At 70.3% G+C, this 19,106-nt stretch carries 18 protein-coding genes; 9 read left to right on the top strand and 9 right to left on the bottom strand.

Going from position 1 to position 19,106, the window contains the following annotated elements; genetic code table 11:
- Positions 1–354: 354 nt before the first annotated feature.
- On the top strand, positions 355–1,317 hold the full coding sequence (locus HG543_RS23970) for an RNA ligase family protein (RefSeq protein WP_169347170.1): 963 nt from the start codon (positions 355–357) through the stop codon (positions 1,315–1,317).
- Between the two features lie 207 nt (positions 1,318–1,524).
- Here HG543_RS23970 and HG543_RS23965 read toward each other — a convergent pair whose 3' ends face one another.
- The 4 genes from HG543_RS23965 to HG543_RS23950 all read right to left on the bottom strand — a co-directional run bounded on the left by HG543_RS23965 (position 1,525) and on the right by HG543_RS23950 (position 5,887).
- A complete protein-coding gene (locus HG543_RS23965) occupies positions 1,525–2,562 on the bottom strand; it encodes a hypothetical protein (protein ID WP_169347169.1) in 1,038 nt (345 codons plus the stop codon).
- A 71-nt stretch (positions 2,563–2,633) separates the two neighbouring features.
- Positions 2,634–3,800, bottom strand: coding sequence for an amidase (locus HG543_RS23960; RefSeq protein WP_169347168.1), 1,167 nt, complete (start codon positions 3,798–3,800; stop codon positions 2,634–2,636).
- Between the two features lie 55 nt (positions 3,801–3,855).
- On the bottom strand, positions 3,856–4,872 hold the full coding sequence (locus HG543_RS23955; protein ID WP_169347167.1) for a DUF1801 domain-containing protein: 1,017 nt from the start codon (positions 4,870–4,872) through the stop codon (positions 3,856–3,858).
- A 115-nt stretch (positions 4,873–4,987) separates the two neighbouring features.
- Positions 4,988–5,887 carry an alpha/beta fold hydrolase gene (locus HG543_RS23950; protein ID WP_169347166.1) on the bottom strand — a complete coding sequence of 300 codons (900 nt, stop codon included), beginning with the start codon at positions 5,885–5,887 and terminating at the stop codon, positions 4,988–4,990.
- 186 nt (positions 5,888–6,073) lie between these two features.
- Here HG543_RS23950 and HG543_RS23945 point away from each other — a divergent pair, with 186 nt between their 5' ends.
- Positions 6,074–6,412 (top strand): hypothetical protein, encoded by a 339-nt coding sequence (locus HG543_RS23945; RefSeq protein WP_169347165.1) that lies wholly within the window; start codon positions 6,074–6,076, stop codon positions 6,410–6,412.
- A 10-nt stretch (positions 6,413–6,422) separates the two neighbouring features.
- Here HG543_RS23945 and HG543_RS23940 read toward each other — a convergent pair whose 3' ends face one another.
- Positions 6,423–6,770: a YciI family protein gene (locus HG543_RS23940; RefSeq protein WP_169347164.1), complete on the bottom strand. Its 348-nt coding sequence runs from the start codon at positions 6,768–6,770 to the stop codon at positions 6,423–6,425.
- 158 nt (positions 6,771–6,928) lie between these two features.
- On the opposite strand from HG543_RS23940, the gene HG543_RS23935 reads away from it, so the two are divergent.
- Together HG543_RS23935 and HG543_RS23930 are read left to right on the top strand one after the other, a co-directional pair.
- The gene (locus tag HG543_RS23935; protein WP_169347163.1) at positions 6,929–8,047 is read left to right on the top strand and encodes an NAD(P)-dependent alcohol dehydrogenase; all 1,119 of its coding nucleotides are present in this window, start codon (positions 6,929–6,931) and stop codon (positions 8,045–8,047) included.
- Positions 8,044–8,583 carry a DUF4334 domain-containing protein gene (locus HG543_RS23930; RefSeq protein WP_169347162.1) on the top strand — a complete coding sequence of 180 codons (540 nt, stop codon included), beginning with the start codon at positions 8,044–8,046 and terminating at the stop codon, positions 8,581–8,583. The genes HG543_RS23935 and HG543_RS23930 overlap by 4 nt, the downstream gene beginning before the upstream one ends.
- Positions 8,584–8,596: 13 nt before the next feature.
- Here HG543_RS23930 and HG543_RS23925 read toward each other — a convergent pair whose 3' ends face one another.
- Both HG543_RS23925 and HG543_RS23920 read right to left on the bottom strand, forming a co-directional pair.
- Complete coding sequence (locus HG543_RS23925; RefSeq protein ID WP_169347161.1) at positions 8,597–9,376, bottom strand: trypsin-like serine peptidase; 780 nt, start codon at positions 9,374–9,376, stop codon at positions 8,597–8,599.
- A 1-nt stretch (position 9,377) separates the two neighbouring features.
- Entirely contained in the window at positions 9,378–10,163 is a 786-nt protein-coding gene (locus HG543_RS23920) for a zinc-dependent metalloprotease (protein WP_171818263.1), read from the bottom strand.
- Positions 10,164–10,663: 500 nt separating this feature from the next.
- On the opposite strand from HG543_RS23920, the gene HG543_RS23915 reads away from it, so the two are divergent.
- Complete coding sequence (locus tag HG543_RS23915; protein WP_169347159.1) at positions 10,664–11,827, top strand: DUF6068 family protein; 1,164 nt, start codon at positions 10,664–10,666, stop codon at positions 11,825–11,827.
- 8 nt (positions 11,828–11,835) lie between these two features.
- Entirely contained in the window at positions 11,836–12,198 is a 363-nt protein-coding gene (locus HG543_RS23910) for a hypothetical protein (RefSeq protein WP_169347158.1), read from the top strand.
- A 123-nt stretch (positions 12,199–12,321) separates the two neighbouring features.
- On the opposite strand, the gene HG543_RS23905 is transcribed toward HG543_RS23910, so the two are convergent.
- Together HG543_RS23905 and HG543_RS23900 are read right to left on the bottom strand one after the other, a co-directional pair.
- Positions 12,322–14,418: a CBM96 family carbohydrate-binding protein gene (locus HG543_RS23905; protein ID WP_169347157.1), complete on the bottom strand. Its 2,097-nt coding sequence runs from the start codon at positions 14,416–14,418 to the stop codon at positions 12,322–12,324.
- A gap of 223 nt (positions 14,419–14,641) precedes the next feature.
- Positions 14,642–15,982 (bottom strand): MIR domain-containing protein, encoded by a 1,341-nt coding sequence (locus HG543_RS23900; protein WP_169347156.1) that lies wholly within the window; start codon positions 15,980–15,982, stop codon positions 14,642–14,644.
- A gap of 214 nt (positions 15,983–16,196) precedes the next feature.
- Between HG543_RS23900 and HG543_RS23895 the strand changes: the two genes are divergently transcribed.
- The 3 genes from HG543_RS23895 to HG543_RS23885 all read left to right on the top strand — a co-directional run bounded on the left by HG543_RS23895 (position 16,197) and on the right by HG543_RS23885 (position 19,106).
- A complete protein-coding gene (locus HG543_RS23895; protein WP_169347155.1) occupies positions 16,197–16,961 on the top strand; it encodes an MBL fold metallo-hydrolase in 765 nt (254 codons plus the stop codon).
- Between the two features lie 103 nt (positions 16,962–17,064).
- Complete coding sequence (locus HG543_RS23890) at positions 17,065–18,480, top strand: amidase (protein ID WP_169347154.1); 1,416 nt, start codon at positions 17,065–17,067, stop codon at positions 18,478–18,480.
- Positions 18,480–19,106 carry a TetR/AcrR family transcriptional regulator gene (locus tag HG543_RS23885; RefSeq protein ID WP_169347153.1) on the top strand — a complete coding sequence of 209 codons (627 nt, stop codon included), beginning with the start codon at positions 18,480–18,482 and terminating at the stop codon, positions 19,104–19,106. Before HG543_RS23890 ends, HG543_RS23885 begins: the two co-directional genes overlap by 1 nt.

Raw genomic sequence — 19,106 nt, 5'->3', positions numbered from 1 at the left:
GGGTGGGGGGGTGCCTCCTTTCCCAGACGTCTGTGTTCCGGCCGGACGCGGATGCGTTCGGCCCGGACGCGGATGATGCCCGCCGCCCGCAGCGCACGCTGGAGCGGTAGCCTCATCAGGCCGTCGGTACCACGTAGCTTCGGGATTCTCACCCTACGGGTCCATGAGTTCCTCCAGGCATCACACAACTCCCTTGACGCTCACCGTCCCCCCGTGTCCGGCAAGTGCAGAAGCATCAATGGCTGCTGATTTCAGGAAATGCCTCCTGCCCATGTCCGTGGCCACCGTCCCGCCCTGGCGGGGAGAATCGCACCTCCCGCTTCATGCATCCCCCTGTCCATCGAGGCCCATTCCATGCTCTTCCGCACCTACGCCAAGATGCCCGCCGCGGGAGAGGCGCGGGCGCAGCCCAGCCCTGGAGGCCCGTGGATTGCCCTGGAGAAGCTCCACGGCGCCCAGCTCGTCATCGCCATCCGGAAGGACGAGGTCCGCTTCGGTAAGAGGAAGGCCTGGCTGACGGAGGAGGAGCCCTTCTTCGGCTGGCAGTTGCTCCGCGCCTGGCTCGGCGACGCGGTCCGGCAGATGGCCCGCGCACTGGGCTCCGAAAACGACACCCTGTACTTCTACGGCGAGCTCTTCGGCGGCCACTATCCCCACCCGGACGTGCCCGCCATTCCAGGGCTCACCGCCGTGCAGACGGGCATCTGGTACTCACCGGCCCTGCATTGGGCGCCCTTCGACGTCCTGGTGGCCCACTCCGACGAGGATGAGGGCCTCCTCCTGGCCCACCAGGAGCTGGAGTCCGTGGCCCATGCGGCGGGACTGATGACCCCACCCGTGCTCCGGCGGGGAACACGCTCCGAGGTGAGCCTGGTGCCCACGCGCGGTCAGACACGCGTCCCCACCCTGCTCGGTCTTCCCCCCATCGCCCACAACACCGCGGAGGGGCTCGTCATCAAGAGCGAGCAGCGCATGCCTCCCAGCACCCGCGCGGCCAGCAAGCGGAAGATCGACGAGTTCAACGAGGGCCGCTTCGACGAGAGCGAGGCCTGGAATCCCCATCAGCCACTCTCGCTCGATGCGCTGTCGAGCTGGTCCCTGCGGCTGGTCAATCCCGCCCGCATCGCCAGCGCCCTGTCCAAGTGGGGCCGCGACCGGGTGGAGCCCATCCTCGAAGAGGTGGTCCTTGATGTCCGCGTCGACCTGGAGCTGGCCTTCCCCACGGCATACCGCTCGCTGGACCTCGCCGCGGAGGAGCAGCTCTCCGCGCGAATCCGGGAGCATGCACTCCCCCTCGTCCATGCCGCGCTGAAGTGACGTGGCGAGACATCCCTGCCGGAGCGGCTGGCCGACGCGCGCCACCAGCCGGAGCCCGGACTCGCCCGGACAGATGGGCGCCCCATTTTCAGAGGGAGAACGGGGGCGGGCCGCTGGTCACGAGTGGAGGCGGCTCCGCCTTTGGCGGCTTCGATTCCCGCCGCTTCCACTGGAGGTAGCAGCCCCCATGCTCCCCGCCAGGCCGGGTCAAGGCTGCGGCACGCCCGACTCGTAGGCCTTGCGGATGGCCTGGGCGCAGACGCGGGACTTCTCGCCCTCTTCGTCGCCGAAGAGCTGGCGGGAGCGGGCCAGGAGCATGTACCGGTTCCTGGCGGCGCCCACCCAGGGGTAGAAGCCGAACGCGCCCGGCGAGGAGTGGCCCGTCACCACCCACACGCCATTCACCTGCTCGCGCTCAATCCAGTGCCCGAGCCCGTAATGCGCCTGTCCCGACCCCGACCACGGCGTGTAGCTCACGTTGGGGCCACCATTCCAGGCCGGCACGGCGTCAGCGGTCAGCCTCGAGGACATCTCGTACTCGTTGTTGAGCAGCTTCATCAGGAAGACGCGGTAATGCGCCGCGCTGCCCGAGAACCCACCCGCCACGGCGACGGCACCATCGGACTCCGGCAGCGTGGTGCCCAGCCGATTGTTGAGCCAGTCCACGACGCTCGCCACGCCCGTGCCCTGCCTCGCCCCGATGTCGTCCAGGGCCAGCTTCTGCATGTGCCCACCGTTGTAGAAGAACTGGCCGTGCTGAAGGAGGCGGAAGGAGACGTCCTTGTAGTCCGGGCCGTAGCACTCCGAGACGGTCGTCCCCGGGTCCCCGCACAGGGTGCTGTTGGCATCAATGAAGCCGCTCGTGAAGTTGAGCCGCCTCTTCTCCTCCGCGGTGAGGTTCGCGTACCCCTTGGCCTGCACGTAGGCGCTCGCGTAGAGCCACTTGCTCGCGGACGCGATGGGCATCACCGTCGTCGCCGTCACGGTGCTGCCCTTCGAGAAGCCGAAGAGCGGCGCCGTCCCGTTCCCGAGCTCCCAATAGAAGTTCCCGAGCGACGTGCAGCTCGCCGAGGTGTTCGCCGTGTCCACCGCGGCCTGCTCCTGCACCGTGAGGGCCGCACGGGAGGTGCCCGTGGACACCTCCGCGGCAGGGTCGAAGTCGCCCTCTCCAGGCCCACAGCCGATGATTCCCACCGCCAGCAGCCCGCACGTCGAGATGAACCGCGCCTTCATGTGTCGCCTCATGGGTGATTCCTCCGAAAGAGGCCTCTTCAAACCCGGGAGGCGGCGCGTGGTTGCGGGGAAATATTTTCGATTTACCGGGGGCCCTCCAAACCAAGCCCCCATCCGAGCAGGGCCGCATCCTGTCCCCAGGGCGCGACGAACTGGACACCCACCGACAGCCCACCGAGCGGACGCGGAAGGCACAGCGTCGGCGCGCCCAGCAGGCTCCACGGTGAGGTGACGCGCAGCACCGCGCGCCGCACCGGAAGCATGCCTTCGGCGACGGTGACTTCTTCCTGGCCGAACCGGGGCGCCACGTCCGGCACCGCGGGGCCGAGCAGCACGTCCACCTCGCCGAACACCGCCTCCAGCCGCGCGCGGTACGCCTCCCGCCGGGCGCGCGCGGCGGCCACGTCCGCCGGGCTCAGCGCCGCGCCCGCACGCAGGTTCGCTTCGGTGGCGGGAATGAAGCCCGGCGCTTCACTCGCCAGGGCCCGCGCATGCACGACCGCCGCCTCGCTCAGCACGATGGGGGTGTACGCATCCATGACCTCGGGGAAGGGCACCCGCGTGACTCGCGCCCCCAGCGCCGTCAGCCGTGCTGCCTCGGCCTCCACCACGGCCCAGACCTCCGGAGTGACCCAGCCGGGGATGTCCCACACGCCCACGCGCACGCCGTCCCACTCCCGCGGAGCCACGGCCTCGCCCGACAGGGCGGTGTGGACACGCACCACCGCGCGCACGTCCCGCGCGAGCGGGCCCGTGTGGTCGCAGGTGTCGCTCAGGGGCAGAACGCCCTCGGTGGGCCACGCGGCGCTGCCCTTCGTGGGCTTGAAGCCCACCACGCCGCACCACGCGGCCGGCACGCGGATGCTGCCCCCCGTGTCCGTGCCGAGCGCGAAGTCCACCTCGCCCGTCGCAACGCTCACGGCCGCGCCGCCACTGGAGCCTCCCGCCACCCGCGTAGGGTCCATCGGGTTGCGCGTCCCGCCGAAGGCGTTGGCGCCGGTGATGCCGAGCGCCACCTCGTGCAGGTGCGTCTTGCCGACGAGCGTCGCCCCAAGCCCCAGGAGGCGGGCCACGAGCGGACTGTCCGCCACCTCGGGAAGGACGGCACGCGAGCTGCCCTGGAGCGGCCAGCCCGGCACGCCGTACAGGTCCTTCGCGCTGAACGTCAGGCCCGCGAGCGGCCCGTGGGCCGCGCCTCGGAGGGGAGCATCCGGGCGGTACGCCCAGGCGCCATGAGGGTCCGTCTTCATGTCCGGGAGTGTACCGGACGTGATGCGGAATGCCGCGCCCCGGAACGAGCCCCTGTCACTCCTTCGCGAGGCCTTCGACCACCTGGGACCAGTGCTCGCGCATCGCCTCGCGGGTCTTCGCGTCCGGCAGCTTCTCCATGTGCACGTGGAGGGCGGCGCCTCGCGGCTTCGGCACCACCGTGAGCTGGAGCGTCGCGGGCTTCTTCCAGTCGTCCGGCTGCCAGGTCATGCGGACGCGCTGCCCGGGCTTCACCACCCGGACCTCGCCGCGGACGCCCGGGGTTCCACGGCGCTTGGGAACCGCGTAGCCCGCTCCCGGCTCCAGCGTCAGCTTCGCGCCGGCGCCGAGCCAGTCCTTCGGCTGGGTGGCAAGCCGCTCCCACAGCGTCTCGGCGCGCATCGGCAGCGTGCGCACCACGCCCACCTGGAAGCCCGTGTCCGCCGTCTCGCCCACGACGCGCTTGCCGCGGACCTGCTCGTACGCCACGGCGATGGACTGCTGCCACCACGTGGACTCCACCTCCCGGGCCAGGTGCGCGACGAGCTGCTTGTGGTTCAGCTCACGTCCCCCCGCCGCGTCCAGCGCGCGCATCCACCCCTTCCAGTCCCGCCCGGTCGCCTCCTTCACGGCACTGTCCGTCACGCGGTCGGTGACGAGCGCCTTCTTCGCGGCCGCCTTCTTCGCGGTCGAGGGCTTCTTCCCGCGCTCGGCAATCTCCGCGAGCCGCGCCTGCACCAGCGTCTTCACCAGCTTCGCCGGGAGCGGCTTGTCGGGCGGGAAGGTCACGCCGCTCTTCGACGTGGTGTAGCCGTCCAGCTCCGCCTTCAGCGTCGGCACCACGCCGCCGCTGAAGGGGTAGTAGCCGCAGTGGTTCTTGAAGAAGGCGAAGCCGGCCACGGAGTTCCCGTCCACCTTGAAGGTGGGCATCTGGTAGCTGATGGTCTCGACCGCTCCCGGCAGCAGCTTGCGGAGCTGCATGCGCAGCGCCCCCAGCGTCTTCTTCGCCGCGGGGTTCTTCAGTCCCGCCAGGTATGCGTCGACGAGCTGCGGCTCTCCACGATTCGTCGCCATGGTCTCACTCCTGCTTTCGCGCGGGCGGCTCCCGCTTCACGTGCGCGAAGGAATCGTACAGGAGATACCGCGGCAACCGACGTGCCCCGAAGCACGAGGGCCACTCCAGGTCGGCTCACGTCGAGCGAGACCCCGGTGCGTGCGCCCCGGGGTACACCCTGTCGAGGAAGCGCCGCGCCAGCGTCACCACCTCGTCGAGGTGCGTCTCCAGCAGCCAGTGCCCGCCGTCGAGCAGGTGGAGCTCCGCGTCGGGCACGTCCCTCGAGTACGCCCGGGCCGAGGCCTCGGGCATGTAGCCGTCCTGTGGTCCCCAGACGATGAGGGTGGGGGGACGGTGCTCGCGCAGGAAGGCCTGGTAGCGGGGAAACCAGCCGAGGTTCTCCTTCAGCCCTTCCATCAAGCCGACCATGATTTCGCGGCGCTGCGGAGTCCGCATGAGCGGCCAGGACAGGTTCCACAGGTCCGGAGGAATGCGCGCGACGAGGTGCTCGGCGATTTCGCCGATGAACTCGTCCCGGAAGCCCTCCTCGCTGACGGCCTCGCCCAGCTTCCGGCGCCCCGCCGGCGACGGATTCGCCCAGTACTCCTTGAGCGCCTGGTACTTGGGGCCCAGCGTGTCCTCGTAGATGTCGCCATTCTGGAGGATGAGCGCGGCCACCCGCTCCGGGGCCTTGATGGCCAGGCGCAGTCCGATTTGCGAGCCATAGTCGTGCAGGTAGAGCGCGTAGCGCGTGAGCCCCAGCGCCCGCGCGAACCTGTCCAACAGGTCGGCGTAGCCGTCGAACGTGTAGTCGAAGTCGCTGGGCGGCGGTGTGTCGCTGTAGCCGAAGCCCGGGTAGTCCGGGGCGACGAGGCGCCAGCGGTCCGCGAGCGCGGGCATGAAGGCGCGGAACTGGAAGGAGGAGCACGGGTAGCCGTGCGGCAACAGGATGACGGGAGCCCCGGGCGGGCCCGCCTCTCGATAGAAGACGCGGACGCCGTCGAGGTCGAGGGTCTTGTGCAGGACAGCAGGCATGAGCACCTCCGCGAATCCGGCGCCAAGTTATGGAGCCCTCACGTCCCGGTCCCCACCCCACGGTGTGCCCGGTCCCTCACCAGCCGGGAGCCGGGCGTTCCCCAGGACGACAGGTGCCTGGCCGCATTTTCAATCCCGCGGCGTCTGACTCCCCAGGAACCCATTCGAATTTCCTGGAGGATGCTCGTGCACCGTTTTCTGTGTCTGTCCGCCGCTCTCTTCGTCCTGCCCCTGTTCGCCTGTGGAAGAAACGATGGCGCCGTGGCGGAGTCCTGCAAGGACGATGTGGTCTGCGAGGCCGGTCTGGCGTGCTACCAGAACTACCCTGGGACCTTCTGCGCCCAGTCCTGCTCCGAGGAGGGGGATACGGCGAATTGCCCGCAGGGCACGGTCTGCACCGCACAACTCGGCGAAGAGCGCCTGTGCTCGCTCACCTGCGAGGACACCGATGACTGCCGGGAAGGGTACGTGTGCGTGGCGGTAGCCGACGGACAGGCGAAGGCGTGCCGGGTGAAGAGCCTGTAGGACGCCGCGGCTACATGTCGGCCAGTTGCCGCACCTCGCACTCGATGTTCCATTCCTCGCCGTGCACCGCGAGGAAGCGGCGGGTCAGCTCGAGGGCTTCCTCCATCGAGTCGGCCTTGAATATCGCGTAGCCGCCGACCACCTCCTTGGCCTCGGTGAACGGCCCGTCGGTGCGGCTGTACCGGCCGTGGTCATTGCGCAGGCGGACGCCCTCGGAGCTGGGGTGCAGGCCGGCGGTGTCGAGCAGCACGCCCTTGGCGGTCATCTCGTCAATCAGTTTTCCCATGTCGGCCATCAGCTTCTCGCTGGGCTTCTGGGCGGTGCCCTCCTGGACTCGGACCATGGACAGGAAACGCATGTGAACTCCTTCGTTTCGACGGCGGGGGGGCTTCATGGAGGGCGACGAATGGCCGGGGACGAAATCGACACGGATTTTCGCGGGGATTTTCCCCCTGGCGGACCCCTCGGAACTCCTGGTGGCTTCCCTTATTGGCATGTTGCCAATAAAGTCGCCGCATGGCCCTCCCGGTGCGTGCCGCGCTGCTGCAGGTGGTGAACGGTCCCTTCGTCATCGACGAGGTGGAGCTCGAGTCGCCGCGCGCGGGCGAGCTTCGGGTGCGGGTGACGGCGAGCGGCATCTGCCACACCGACCTCACGTACCGGGCGGGCGCGGGGCGGTTCCCGTTCCCCGCGGTGCTCGGCCACGAGGGCGCGGGCGTGGTGGAGGCGGTGGGGGAGGGCGTGACGGACTTCGCGCCCGGCGACGCGGTGGTGCTCAGCTACTTCTCGTGCCGCGCGTGCGGCAGGTGCACGCGGGGACATCCCGCGTATTGCGAGCGCGGGTACGCGGGGAACTTCTCGGGCGCACGGCCGGATGGCTCCTTCCCCATGCGGTGGCGGGGTGAGCCAGTCCGCTCGAGCTTCTTCCACCAGTCGTCGTTCGCCACCCACGTGCTGGCGCACCAGCACAACGCGGTGAAGGTGGACGCGGCGGCGCCGCTGGAGCTGCTCGCGCCACTGGGCTGTGGGTTCCAGACCGGGGCGGGCGCGGTGCTGGAGGCGTTCCGGATGGAGGCGGGGCAGCAGCTCGCCGTCTTCGGCGCGGGCTCCGTCGGCCTCGCGGCCATCATGTCGGCGCGCATCGCTGGCGCGGCGAGCATCATCGCGGTGGACGTCAGCCCGGAGCGGCTCGAGCTCGCGCGCGAGCTGGGCGCCACGGACACCTTCCTGGCACGGGAGCCCGAGCTGACGAGGACGATTCTGAAGCGCACCCGGGGTGGGGTGGACTTCGCGCTGGAGTGCGTCGGCTCACCCCAGGTGCTGCGCCAGGCGTTCGACGTGACGCGGCCCCTGGGCACCTGCGGGCTGCTCGGGCTGCCCGACGGCGACGCGGAGGTCTCGCTTCCGATGAGGGCGCTCCTGTCCGGGAAGAAGCTGGTGGGCATCCTCGAGGGCGATGCCGACCCGAAGTCCTTCATCCCGAGGCTGGTCTCACTGCACGCGGAAGGACGGTTCCCGCTGGAGAAGCTGAGCCGCGCCTATGCCTTCGAGGCCATCAACGACGCGGTTCACGACATGGAGACGCGCACGGCCATCAAGCCGGTGCTGCGCATGCACGGAGAAAGGACGTCATGACACTCGACGAGGCGCTGAAGGCGGGGCGCATCCGCACGGAAGAGGCGCTCACGCTGTTCGACAGCCTGCCCACGGTCGACCTCGCATTCATGCGCGGCACGTGGAAGGGCAGTGAACTCCAGACGGAGCATCCGATGGACGGGATGCTCGAAGCGACGGGCTGGTACGGCAAGCAGTTCATCGACGCCGAGAGCGTGCACCCGCTGCTGTTCTTCACGGAGGACCGCTCCTCGGTGTTCCCGGTGGACCCGCGCAAGTGGCCCTCGCCGAACATCCGCGGCCTCGTGGGCCCGCACCGGGCGGACGTGGAGACCGGCAAGTTCAAGGCGCGGCTGCGGATGACGGAGTACCGCGGGAAGCTCAGCGCGACGATGATCTACGACGACTGGCCGACCCACGACATCTTCCGCAAGGCGGATGGGAACACGCTGCTCGGGTTGATGGATTCGCGGGGGATGGCGGCACCTTACTTCTTCGTGCTGCGCCGTGACTCCAACGCCCCGGTCCTCCGGCTGGCGCAATCATCGAAGCCCTGAGGGGCCCGGGCGCTCAGCGGTCGGCGATGTCGGAGTCCTGCAGGTACTCGGACGCCTGGACCACCGACTCCATGGTCCAGCCCCGGTTGTGCCCGCGGCCATTCTCCTCGCAGTCGCCGTCGGTGTGGACGCCCACGAGGAAGCCCTGCTGGTTGAGCACGCCCGCGCCGGAGCTGCCCACCAGGGTGTCGAGGTCGCCGTAGTAGACGAGCTGGTTGCACGAATCCAGGTACCGGCCCTCGGCGATGACCTTCCGGTAGCCCCGGGGATGCTGGATGATGGCCAGCCGCTCGGTGGCCTGGGTCGTCAGCGGGACGGGAGTGATGGCGGCGGGAAGCGCGTCCAGCAGGATGAGCGCGTAGTCGGGGGTGGACGACTGCTCGATGACGGTGCCCTCGGTCAGCAGCTCTTCGCCGTCGGGCGAGTCCTCGAAGTTGAAGACCACCAGCGGCCGGTCCCCGAGCCTGACACAGTGCCCCGCGGTCAGCACCACCGGCCCCGCGCTCGCTTCAATCAGCGTTCCGGTGCAGACCCCGGCAATCAGGACGACAGCGTCTTCCCTGTCCTGGATGCTGGCGAACGCGCCCTGGTAGCTGTTGATGGGAGTGAAGTCGAGTGTCGGTCCGCATTGCCAGAAGCCGCTCACCTGCGCCGGCTTCGGCTCCTCGCAGACCGGAGGATCCGCGGGCACCGGGTCATCCTTCCCACAGCCCAGAAGGCCCAGGAGGAGCACGGTGCCCGCGAGGGGCAGCCCCCACGAACTATTGAAGGTACGAAGGGGCCGCCGTGTCATCTCAGTACAGGTAGTTCAGCGCGGTGATGTCGGAGCTGGTCCACTCGCCAGTCTCGCTGGAGCTGAAGCACGAGTTCATGACCGAGCCGCCGCGGGTGGCCGTGGTCGGGGTGCCGGGGATGTGGATGGCGCCCACGCCCGCGGTGCCCTCGTTGGTGGCGGAGCCGCCGCAGCTGATGGAGCGGTTGTAGTAGTCCGAGTGACGGAAGCCGATGGCGTGGCCGAGCTCGTGGGTGATGACGTGCTCGTTCACGTCAGCGCTGTAGCTCTGCAGGCCGGTGCCGATGTTGATGGTGCCGTAGGGACGGCCGCCCGAGGGGAAGCCCGCGGAGCCGCCGGTGCCGGACATGGTCTGCGCGGTGATGTTCGCGGTGCAGCCGGTGGTGGGGCCGCGCGCGAAGGTGATGCGCAGACCCCGCTGGTTGTAGTTCTCGATGGCCGCGGTCAGACCCGCGCTCAGGCGCGAGTAGCTGTTGAACGTGGAGGTGGGGTTGACGCAGATCTTCGTCACGCTGGTGCCGACCAGGTTGGTCGTGTGGTACTGCTCCTGGCTGCCCACGTTCTGGAGCATCTCCACGGACGCCTCGTGCGTCACGTGAGCGTCGCGGCCCACGTACACCTTGCCGTCGGCGACCATGATGTCGTCGACCGGGAAGCCCGCCTCGACCAGGTTGTTGATGATCTCCTGGTTCACGTCCTCCGGGTTGGCCTGCGTCTCGGCCGTGTCGGCACCGCAGGCCGACAGAACGCCACAGCTCACCGCGAGGACAGCAGCACCCTTGAACATCTTCTGGAGCTTCGACATGGGGGGTTTCCTCGTTACCTGACTGCGGGGGATGCGCCGTCCGCCTGGTTTTCCGCCAGCCACGGCCCGGCGCGCCCCGATTCATGAGCAATTGGGAGGCCAACCAACCCCACAGAGGGAAAAAACCCGACTTCGATGCTTTGCCTGGAGTGTCCGCGCACCAGGGCGCGGCTTCGCGCGCGTAAACAGATTTGACGTCCGGGGGCGTAAACCAGCGCCAAAGCTGCTGATTCCACAGGAGAACCCGGGCGTTGCGGAACCGCACAGTGATGTCTGGTTATCGGTCACCTGCCCTGGGGTCTGTGACACCCGGCGCAAGGTTCAATCCGCGACACCGCCATGGACCCGCGCGGAGGGCGTTCGAGCACCTCGGCCGGACAAATCCATTCTCGTCGCAGCGCGGCAGAAGTTTCGTGGGGCAGGGGCGAGCGGCGCCAGCGGGACGGTGGGCGTGAATACACCGCCGGTGTATCCAGTCCTCCATGCATATGCGCCACTCCCCCCTCTCCTTCGCAGTGATGCTGGGCGCGGCCCTGAGCTTCCTTCCGGGCTGCGAGAGCACGAAGTCGAGCAGCCGCTCTCCTTCCGACGCCCAGGGCCAGGAGTCCCATCCCATGCAGGACACCGATGCCTGGAAGCGCGCCCGGGTGGGCGACCGGGTCACCTACTCCTTCTCGGCGACGCAGGGCGCGGAAGGCGCCGCGCGCACCCTCGGCGGGCAATTGACGTTGGAGGTGGTGGCCGTGCAGCAGCCCTGGGTGTGGGTGCGCGTGGCCTACACCAACGAGGCCGGCCAGCCACTGGCCCACCCGCGGCTGGCGGGGGACCTCGTCGTCCCCGTGCGCACGGACACGACGCGCCCGCTCGACGTGCCCCACGCGGGCGAGGCCAGCGCCGAGACGCCCTCCAGCGCGGGCCGCACCTGGGAGGCCATGCGCTACGTCAGCGACCAGCGTCCCGTGGACGGCCCGCTGCGCACGCGCGTGTACGCCAACGCGCCGGGCCCGCTGTACCTCACCCGCGGCCTGCTCGAGGCGAGCACCGAGGCGGCCGGCTTCCGCACCCCGGGCGGCTTCAAGCTGACGCTGCGCGAGTTCCGCGAGGGCTCGGCGGAGGACAAGGCCTCCGCGCCCGCGCTGGAGCGGCCCCTGGGCCCGGGCGCGTACTACGACCGCCACGTGGACGTGGGCCCCGCGCCTGGCGTGATGCGCGTGTGCTCCACCGCCGAGCGCGGCTACCTCCTGCGCAACGAGGGTCCGGTCGAGTCCAATCCCTGCGCCGACTTCTCCCAGGCCGAGCCGGAGGCCCTGGAGGAGCGGCTGATGGACCTGCCCTGGGAGGCGCTGTCCTCGGGGGACTGGCCTCCGGCCGCCGCGTCCGGCACCCGGGGCACCTTCACCGCGGAAGGGCGCAGCGTGCCGGCCATCACCGAGCAGCGCGCCGAGAACTTCGAGGGCGTCGAGCGCGTCTTCATGGAGACCTACGCGGCCGAGCCGTGGGCGCCGGGACTGGCGGGCCTGCCTCATGAGGCGCGCTTCCAGCCGCTCGTCAGCGGCACCGAGCGCGTGGTTGCTGGCGGCAAGCGCGAGTCCGAGGGCGGCACGCGGCTCGTGCGGTGGGGCTCCTGGCTCGCGGGGCAGAGATAGCGTCGGCCATGGTCGCCTTCGTCCGTTGCCGGTTTCATGGCGACCGGGGTCCGTACGAGACCTGCGCCCACATCGCCCAGGCCGTGCGTGCGAAGCGGTCCGGGCAGGCGCAGTGGTTCGTGGAGGTCCACGTCATCGTCAACGGCTGGGGAGAGCCCACCCTCGTCTGTCAGCCGTGCCGCGAGGTGGCCCGCCGCAATCGCGAGGAGGCGAAGAAGGAGCCCGGGAAAGGCTACTTCCACGACTGGGGTTCCGACGAAGAGTATCTCTGCGAGGCTTGCGCGAAGGAGTGGTACGCCGCCGTCGGTCCCGGGGGACTGGGGGAGCTTGTCAACCAGGCCCTCCGGGCCGTCGGCGTCAAGATTCCCTGAAGGGCCCTCCCCACACTCCTCGCACCGCATGGCCACCCGCGGCTTCGTACGGCCTGCCTGCCAGCCCTGCATGAATGAGTGGTACGACGCCGTCGGCCCCGGGGGTTGCAGGAGTGACCGCGCCTACGGCCGCAGGCGCATCAGCACCAGGTTGCGCGAGCCCGGTGAGTAGGTCGTCCCCTCGACGGTGCCGGACCGCGCCATGGTGCTGCCCAGCAGCAGCTCTCCGGACTCCAGCCGCGTCAGCTGGCTGTCCCATACGTTGACGGAGAGCGTGCGGGACCAGCGGTGCTCGCCGTCCGGGCCGTAGCTGGCCACGAGGCGCCCGGCGCGCAGCACGCCGCCTCCGGCCGACCGGTCCTGCCCGATGCGGTTGGTGAAGACGACATTGCCCTCCGCGTCCACCGTCATGGCCTGCCGGGCATCATTGGGACTGGTGTAGCCCAGCGTGCGCAGCCACACGTCCTCGCCCCCGGCATCCACCGCGCCCACGAAGGGCGCGTAGGACACGTCCTTGAAGTACTCCTCGCCCGCGAAGCGGATGCGGCGCAGGAAGTTGCCGGAGAAGTAGACGCGGTTGCCCGCGGTGGCCACGGCGGTGACGCCGCCGCCCGCGCCCGTCAGCAGGCGCTCCCACTGCCACTCGCCGCGCGCGGAGTAGCGGACGACGAAGGGCGTGTGCCACACGAGGCCGGGCGCATGCCCGCCGCCCAGGTCCGTGCCCGGAATCAGCGAGCCTCCCACGATGACGTTGCCGGCCGCGTCCACGGCCAGCGCGGGAGGATTGATGGGGGTGACGTATGGACTTTCGAGTCCGGGGACGAAACCCATCTTCCGGGACCAGACGTGCTGGCCGTCGCGCGAGAAGCGCGCGAGGAACAGGGCCCGGGGAGGGAAGTCGTTCTCCGGGCTGACGGTGGCGGCGGACACGAGCCAGCCCCCGCCGAGGTCCACCGCGCCCGCGAACGTGCCCAGCACGGTGATGTCACCGGAGGGCTCCGTGGCGATGGCATGCGGCCAGAGCGTCATCGGCCGGGAATCTCCGGGAGCCCGCACCGCCTGGAACCCCCGGCTCCAGCGGGTCTGCCCGTCCGGTCCCAGCTGCATGAGGAACAGGGCCTGTTGGTGCGCGGTGCCAGGAGGCAGGGGACCGGCGCCGAAGTCGGGCTGTCCCTCGTAGCTGCCCAGGAGCGCGATGGTGCCGGAGCGCGAGACGTCCGCGTCCTCCAAGCTCGCGAACCGCACCCTCGGCCCGTCCGGGAGGCGGGAGGGGAAGCCCCGGCTCCAGACGTGCGTGCCGTCCGGACCCAGCCGTGCCACCGCGAAGCCATTCGTGCCCGGCAGCGGCTCGCCCCCGAAGTCGGCCACCGTGTCATAGGGGGTGGAGTACTCGCCCGCCACCACCAGGTCCGAGCCCAGCGCGCCGACGGCGGAGAGGAGCTCGCTCCCGCTGCCACCCACCGCGAACCATCCCGCCGTCGTGCCCGCCACGCCGTTGCCCCGGTACGCGCAGGACTCGCCGGGGACGACGGGCGGCGCGCCGCCCACGAGACACGGCTCGTCCACGTCGAGGCTCACCAGGAGCTGCGGCGTGTTCATGTAGTGGCCCGATTCGCGCGAGACGAACACCCCACCATCGGTCGCGTCCGAGGTGAGCACGAGCGTGAGGTCACCATCCCCGCGGATGGCCGCGGACACGTCCAGCTCCAACCAGGCTTCGTCCGCCACCGCGCCGGCCACCGCCACGGGCTCGCCCGTGGGGGCCGGGGCGTTGTCCCAGTGAAGCGTGCCTTCGCGCCAGTCACTGCCCGCCACGTACACCTTCATGCCGGCGGCCATCGCATCCTTGGCGAACAGCCGCAGCGTGGCGCGCGCCACCCGGCCTCGCAGCCCCTGCAGGCGAAAGCGCAGATAGGCCCGCCGCGCGGGGTCCCCGTCCACCGTCAGCCGGATGTCCGTCCCCAGCGGGGTGCCCGGCGCGTTGGCGGCCACCGTGGCATCCGCCTCGGGCGCGTACCGCAGGTCCGCCGTCCACGCGCTGTCGAGCGCCGACACCGCCAGCCCCATGTCCGATTCAGGAGACACCTGGGCTGGTGGCTCCCGCGCGTCGTCTTCCTGGGCCACGTCGGCCCCATCCGGTGCCTCCGCGGCCGAGCCGCAGCCCATCCACCCCACCAGCCCCACCGCTGCCCACACCCATCCCCACCGCCGACCTTGCATCGCGCGCATCCCCTCGCCCTCGAACGGCCCCCGTCCCGGAGGGTGCGGATGGGGAGGGCAGGGGGACAGTCCCACCGGAGCCCCCCGTGCTCGTCACCCCGGCCGCCCTCCGACCGGGCCGCGGGCGAGGGCGTGCGTGCCCTGACCTCTCGAAGACCCGCGCGCCGCAAGCCCAGGACGGGCGCCGCCCCGCCCAGACAGGCGAGGCGGGCTCATTCCCAGCCTAGAAGGGCTCCCTCCCATCCAGCGCGACCGCCGCGAACACCGACCACCAGTCGTTGTCGTCGCGGCCCTCGTAGCAGGTGACCTCCTGCTGGCCCCGCGTCCACTCCTGATGCGAGTGCCCGAAGTGCGAGTGCAGGGCGTGGTTGGTGGCGACGTGGATGAGCCTCACGCGCTTGCCGCCCGTCCACGCGCCGCCGCCCTCCACCTCGACGCGCCAGTTGTCGTTGCCGTCTCCGACGCCGTTCTCTCCGAAGCAGGTGACCTCCTGCTGCCCGGTGACGGGCGAGGGATGGCCGCTGTGGCTGTGCAGGTTGCGCCCCGTGCCCCGGTGCTTCAGCCGGATGATTTGCCCGTGGGACACCGGCAGCGTCTGCTGGTAGTTGGCCGGCGTCCCGTGCGGACCCTGGATGTACCACCAGTCGTTCTCGTCGAAGCCCTCGTAGGCCGTCACCTGCTGCTGGCCCGACGTCCCCGCGTGCCCGTAGTTGAACGGGTGCGAGTGCAGCGCCCGGCCTCCCGCGCAGTGCCGCAGCTTGATGCGGCACCCATACGTGACGGTGAAGCCCGTCGGCGGCGACTGCAGCTCCGCGAGCACGTAGGGGTGGTCCGTCGGGTTGTTCTCGGGCCGGCGGCGCTCCACCGTCCTCACGGAGTACGGCCCGCGGAAGTAGATGAAGTCGACCCCCTCCGGGTCCTCGTCGTACGGAGCCGGGTGCGCGACCAGCGCGTTGGTCAGCGTGCTGTTCTGCATGAAGTGGTTGTACTGGGGCGCATGGATTTCCGCCTGGGGCCAGGCGTTGAAGTCACCCCCGTAGATGATGGGGATGCTCGGGTCCCGCCCCTGGAGCATCGTGACGGCCTGCTGATGGCCGGCGATGTTCTCCCGCCACTCCTGCATGTAGTCGAAGTCCGGGTTGCCCCAATGCACCGGATTGAACCGCATGGAGAAGACGTGGATGCGCCGACCATCCACGATGATGCTGCTCTCCAGTGTGCCGAAGCCCGTCGTGTTCCCGTCGTACATCACCGGGTGGTACACGGCCGCCTCCAGCGGGAAGCGCGACAGGATGCCCACCGCCTTATGCCCCCGCACGCCGAGCGCGTTGGTGTTCGCCCAGTGCCGGTACGGGATGCCCGTCAGCTCCGAGAGGCGGACCACCTGGTTGACGCCGCTGCCCCAGGGCCATCCTCTCTCGTTCCTCACCTCGTTGAGGAAGACGAGGTCGGGCGCCACGGCGCGGATCTCCTCCGCGAGCCTCGGCAGCATCCCGTTGTCCTCCTCCGTGTTGTACTTGCCCTCTGCGATGTTCCAGCACATCACGCGCAAAACGACAGCCATGGCCTGTTCCCCCTTTTTTCAAACGTCGAGAAATGAGTGGGATTGCAGCCGGCCCAGCCAATCCCTCTCGACATCCCTGATACGAGACCCCGCGCCATTCCTGGCTGTTCACGGCTGGCATATCTCCTGAAGGTCCAACGACCTCCGCGGGGAATTCATTGACTCATGAAGGGGGCGGCCTCCACGCTGCCGGGACTTCACGACACGAGGGCCCATGTCCTTCACGGCGACCCATATCGGCACCGCGACGTTGCTCCTGGAAATCGGCTCGCTCCGGCTGCTGACGGACCCCGCGTTCGACCCTCCTGGAGGCAGTTATGGCTTCGGCTGGGGTACACGCTCGCGGCGCACGTCGGGCCCCGCGCTCCCCGTGGAGCGCCTCGGTCGCATCGACGCGGTGCTGCTGTCGCACGACCAGCACGGTGACAACCTCGACGAGGCCGGACGCGCGCTGCTTCCCCAGGTGCCCCGGCTCGTGACGACCCACGCGGCGGCGCGCCGGCTGGCCCACCCGGGCGTGGTGGGGCTGCGCCCCTTCGAAACGACGACGCTGGGAGACGTGCGCATCACCGCCACGCCGGCGCGTCACGGCCCGCCGGGCTCGCTGCCCATCGTCGGTCATGTGGTGGGCTTCCTGCTGGAGAGCGAGGCCCTGCCCGGGCCCGTCTACATCTCCGGTGACACCGTCTGGTTCGACGGCGTCGCCGAGGTGGCTCGGAAGTACCGGGTCCACACGGCCTTCCTCCACCTGGGAGGCGTCGCGTTCCCCATCACCGGCCCGCTTCGCTACACCTTCAACCCCCGGGAGGCGGTGCGCACGGCGGAGGCGCTGGCGGCCCGCCGCATCGTCCCCGTGCACTACGACGGCTGGACCCACTTCCGGCAGGGGCCCGACGCGTTCAGGCAGGCGTTCTCCCAGGCGGGGCTCGCGGACCGGGTGACGTGGCTGACGCCTGGCGAGCGCACGCCCCTCGACTGAGGACGGGAGCAGGCTCCGGACCTGGGCGCGCCGCGCGCCATCACCCCGGCTTGACATCGCCCTGAAACGGGAACATGTAATTCGCTATTGAAGGGGGCATTCCATGGCGAACCTGCGGTTTCTGTCCCGGCTGGATGGTGTGGCGCAGGCGGAGCTCGTCGCACGCGGCGAACTCAGCGCGGCGGAGGTGCTCGCGGCATGCGCCGAGCGCATCGAGGCGATGAACCCGCTGATACGGGCCATTCCCACGCTCGACCTGGAGCGCGCCCGGCAAGTGAAGCCCCCGCCCGGCCCCCTGGCGGGGGTGCCCTTCCTCGTGAAGGACGTGACGCCCTACCCGGGGCTGCGCTGGTCGCTGGGCTCACGGCTCTTCGCGCGCAACTTCGCCGCGCCGGCCACGCCCTACAGCCAGCGACTCGATGAGGCGGGCCTCGTCACGGTGGGGAAGACGGCCACCTCGGAGTTCGGCATGCTCGGCAGCACCGAGACGGTGCTCGAGGGCGTCACGCACAATCCCTGGGATTTGACGCTGTCGGCCTCGGGCTCCTCGGGTGGTTCCGCCGCGGCGGTGGCGGCCGGCATCGTCCCGCTCGCGCATGCGAACGACGGCGGTGGCTCCATCCGCATCCCCGCGTCGGTGTGCGGCCTCTTCGGGTTCAAGCCGAGCCGTGGCCGCTGCGTGCCGGCCAGCCCGGGCGCCTCGGACTTCGGCGCGCTCGTCTACGACCACTGCATCAGCCGCTCGGTGCGCGACAGCGCGCTGCTCCTGTCGCTCACGGAGGCGCGTGACGGCGCGCTCCCACCGGTGGGCTACGTGCGGGAGCCGATTGCGCGCCGCCTGCGCATCGCGACGTGGACCCGCACGCTGACGGGCGAGGACCCCGAGCCCGCCGTGCGCCGCGCGTACGACGAGGCGGTGGCACTCTGCGAATCCCTCGGGCACGAGGTGGAGCCCGTCTCGCCGCCGGACGTGGACGGCCTGGAGCTGGGGGACGCGTTCTTCCTCGTCGCGGGCGCTCTCCTCACCGGGGTGGTCGGCACGGTGGGCCCGCAGCGCGGCCACCCGGTGGAGCGGCATGAGCTGGAGCCCTTCACCTGGTCGCTCGTGGAGGAGTTCTCGCGCCGGGGTCCCGGCGCGCTCTCCGAGGCGCGGGCGGTGTTCGCGAGGAGCACGGAGCGCTACCTCGCGGCCGTGGCCCCGTACGACGTGGTGCTCACCCCCACACTGGCCGACACCCCCTGGCGGCTTGGCCACCTGTCGCCCCTCGTGCCACGGGAGGAGCTGCTCCGGCGCACCGCCCGCGCCGTCGGGTACACGCCCATCCACAACGTCACGGGCAGCCCGGCCATGTCCGTGCCCCTCCACTGGACGGACGGGGGAGTGCCCATCGGCACCCACTTCGCGGCGGCGCCGGGGGCCGAGGCCCTGCTGCTCGGGCTCGCGTACCAGCTCGAGGCGGCGCGTCCGTGGCAGAATCGGTGGGCTCCCTATTCGTACCCCCGCATGTTCGACAGCTGATGCCCCAGGTCCTCAAAGACGAAGTGCGCGAGCGCATCCTCGCCGCCGCGCTCCAGGAGTTCGCGGCGCATGGCTTCGCGGGCGCGACGATGACGGCCATCGCCGGGCGCGCCGGGCTCGGGACGGCCAGCACGTATCGCTACTACGCGGGCAAGGGCGAGCTGTTCGACGCGGTGGTGACGCCCGAGCTGGCGCAGCGCTTCGAGTCGCTGCTGGAGCGCCGGGTGCGCGCGCTCGCCCGGGCCACGCTCGACGAGGCCCCGCGGAGCACGGGGGACCTGGGAGACGAGCTGCTCCGCTTCTGGGTCCAGAACCGGCTCGCCGTGGTCATCCTGCTCGACCGCGCCGAGGGCACGGCCTATGCGCGCTTCGGCGAGCGCTTCGTCGAGCTGCTCGTGGCGGGGACGCTGGCGCAGCTGCGCGAGCAGAGCCCGGGGCTGCGGGTGAGCGCCGCCGCGCGCTTCGTGCTCACCCGCATCTTCGAGAACACCCGGCGCACGCTGGCCGCCATCCTGGAGGCGCACGAGAAGGAAGAGGCGCTGCGCGAGGCCATCGAGGCCTTCTGGAGCTACCAGCTTCCCGGCCTCCACGGCTTCGCGGCGTGGCTGCGGCGGGAGCCGGCGTGA

Origin of the sequence: Pyxidicoccus fallax, assembly GCF_012933655.1 — a bacterium.
Taxonomy (GTDB): domain Bacteria; phylum Myxococcota; class Myxococcia; order Myxococcales; family Myxococcaceae; genus Myxococcus; species Myxococcus fallax.
Note: the sequence above shows the minus strand (reverse complement) of the source record. Positions and strands in the feature narration are given on the sequence as shown.

Excerpts from the sequence above, each read along its gene's own strand:
- HG543_RS23970 (WP_169347170.1), top strand. The coding sequence starts at position 355 with ATGCTCTTCCGCACCTACGCCAAGATGCCCGCCGCGGGAGAGGCGCGG.
- HG543_RS23965 (WP_169347169.1), bottom strand. The coding sequence starts at position 2,562 with ATGAGGCGACACATGAAGGCGCGGTTCATCTCGACGTGCGGGCTGCTG.
- HG543_RS23960 (WP_169347168.1), bottom strand. The coding sequence starts at position 3,800 with ATGAAGACGGACCCTCATGGCGCCTGGGCGTACCGCCCGGATGCTCCC.
- HG543_RS23955 (WP_169347167.1), bottom strand. The coding sequence starts at position 4,872 with ATGGCGACGAATCGTGGAGAGCCGCAGCTCGTCGACGCATACCTGGCG.
- HG543_RS23950 (WP_169347166.1), bottom strand. The coding sequence starts at position 5,887 with ATGCCTGCTGTCCTGCACAAGACCCTCGACCTCGACGGCGTCCGCGTC.
- HG543_RS23940 (WP_169347164.1), bottom strand. The coding sequence starts at position 6,770 with ATGCGTTTCCTGTCCATGGTCCGAGTCCAGGAGGGCACCGCCCAGAAG.
- HG543_RS23935 (WP_169347163.1), top strand. The coding sequence starts at position 6,929 with ATGGCCCTCCCGGTGCGTGCCGCGCTGCTGCAGGTGGTGAACGGTCCC.
- HG543_RS23930 (WP_169347162.1), top strand. The coding sequence starts at position 8,044 with ATGACACTCGACGAGGCGCTGAAGGCGGGGCGCATCCGCACGGAAGAG.
- HG543_RS23925 (WP_169347161.1), bottom strand. The coding sequence starts at position 9,376 with ATGACACGGCGGCCCCTTCGTACCTTCAATAGTTCGTGGGGGCTGCCC.
- HG543_RS23920 (WP_171818263.1), bottom strand. The coding sequence starts at position 10,163 with ATGTTCAAGGGTGCTGCTGTCCTCGCGGTGAGCTGTGGCGTTCTGTCG.
- HG543_RS23915 (WP_169347159.1), top strand. The coding sequence starts at position 10,664 with ATGCATATGCGCCACTCCCCCCTCTCCTTCGCAGTGATGCTGGGCGCG.
- HG543_RS23910 (WP_169347158.1), top strand. The coding sequence starts at position 11,836 with ATGGTCGCCTTCGTCCGTTGCCGGTTTCATGGCGACCGGGGTCCGTAC.
- HG543_RS23905 (WP_169347157.1), bottom strand. The coding sequence starts at position 14,418 with ATGCAAGGTCGGCGGTGGGGATGGGTGTGGGCAGCGGTGGGGCTGGTG.
- HG543_RS23900 (WP_169347156.1), bottom strand. The coding sequence starts at position 15,982 with ATGGCTGTCGTTTTGCGCGTGATGTGCTGGAACATCGCAGAGGGCAAG.
- HG543_RS23895 (WP_169347155.1), top strand. The coding sequence starts at position 16,197 with ATGTCCTTCACGGCGACCCATATCGGCACCGCGACGTTGCTCCTGGAA.
- HG543_RS23890 (WP_169347154.1), top strand. The coding sequence starts at position 17,065 with ATGGCGAACCTGCGGTTTCTGTCCCGGCTGGATGGTGTGGCGCAGGCG.
- HG543_RS23885 (WP_169347153.1), top strand. The coding sequence starts at position 18,480 with ATGCCCCAGGTCCTCAAAGACGAAGTGCGCGAGCGCATCCTCGCCGCC.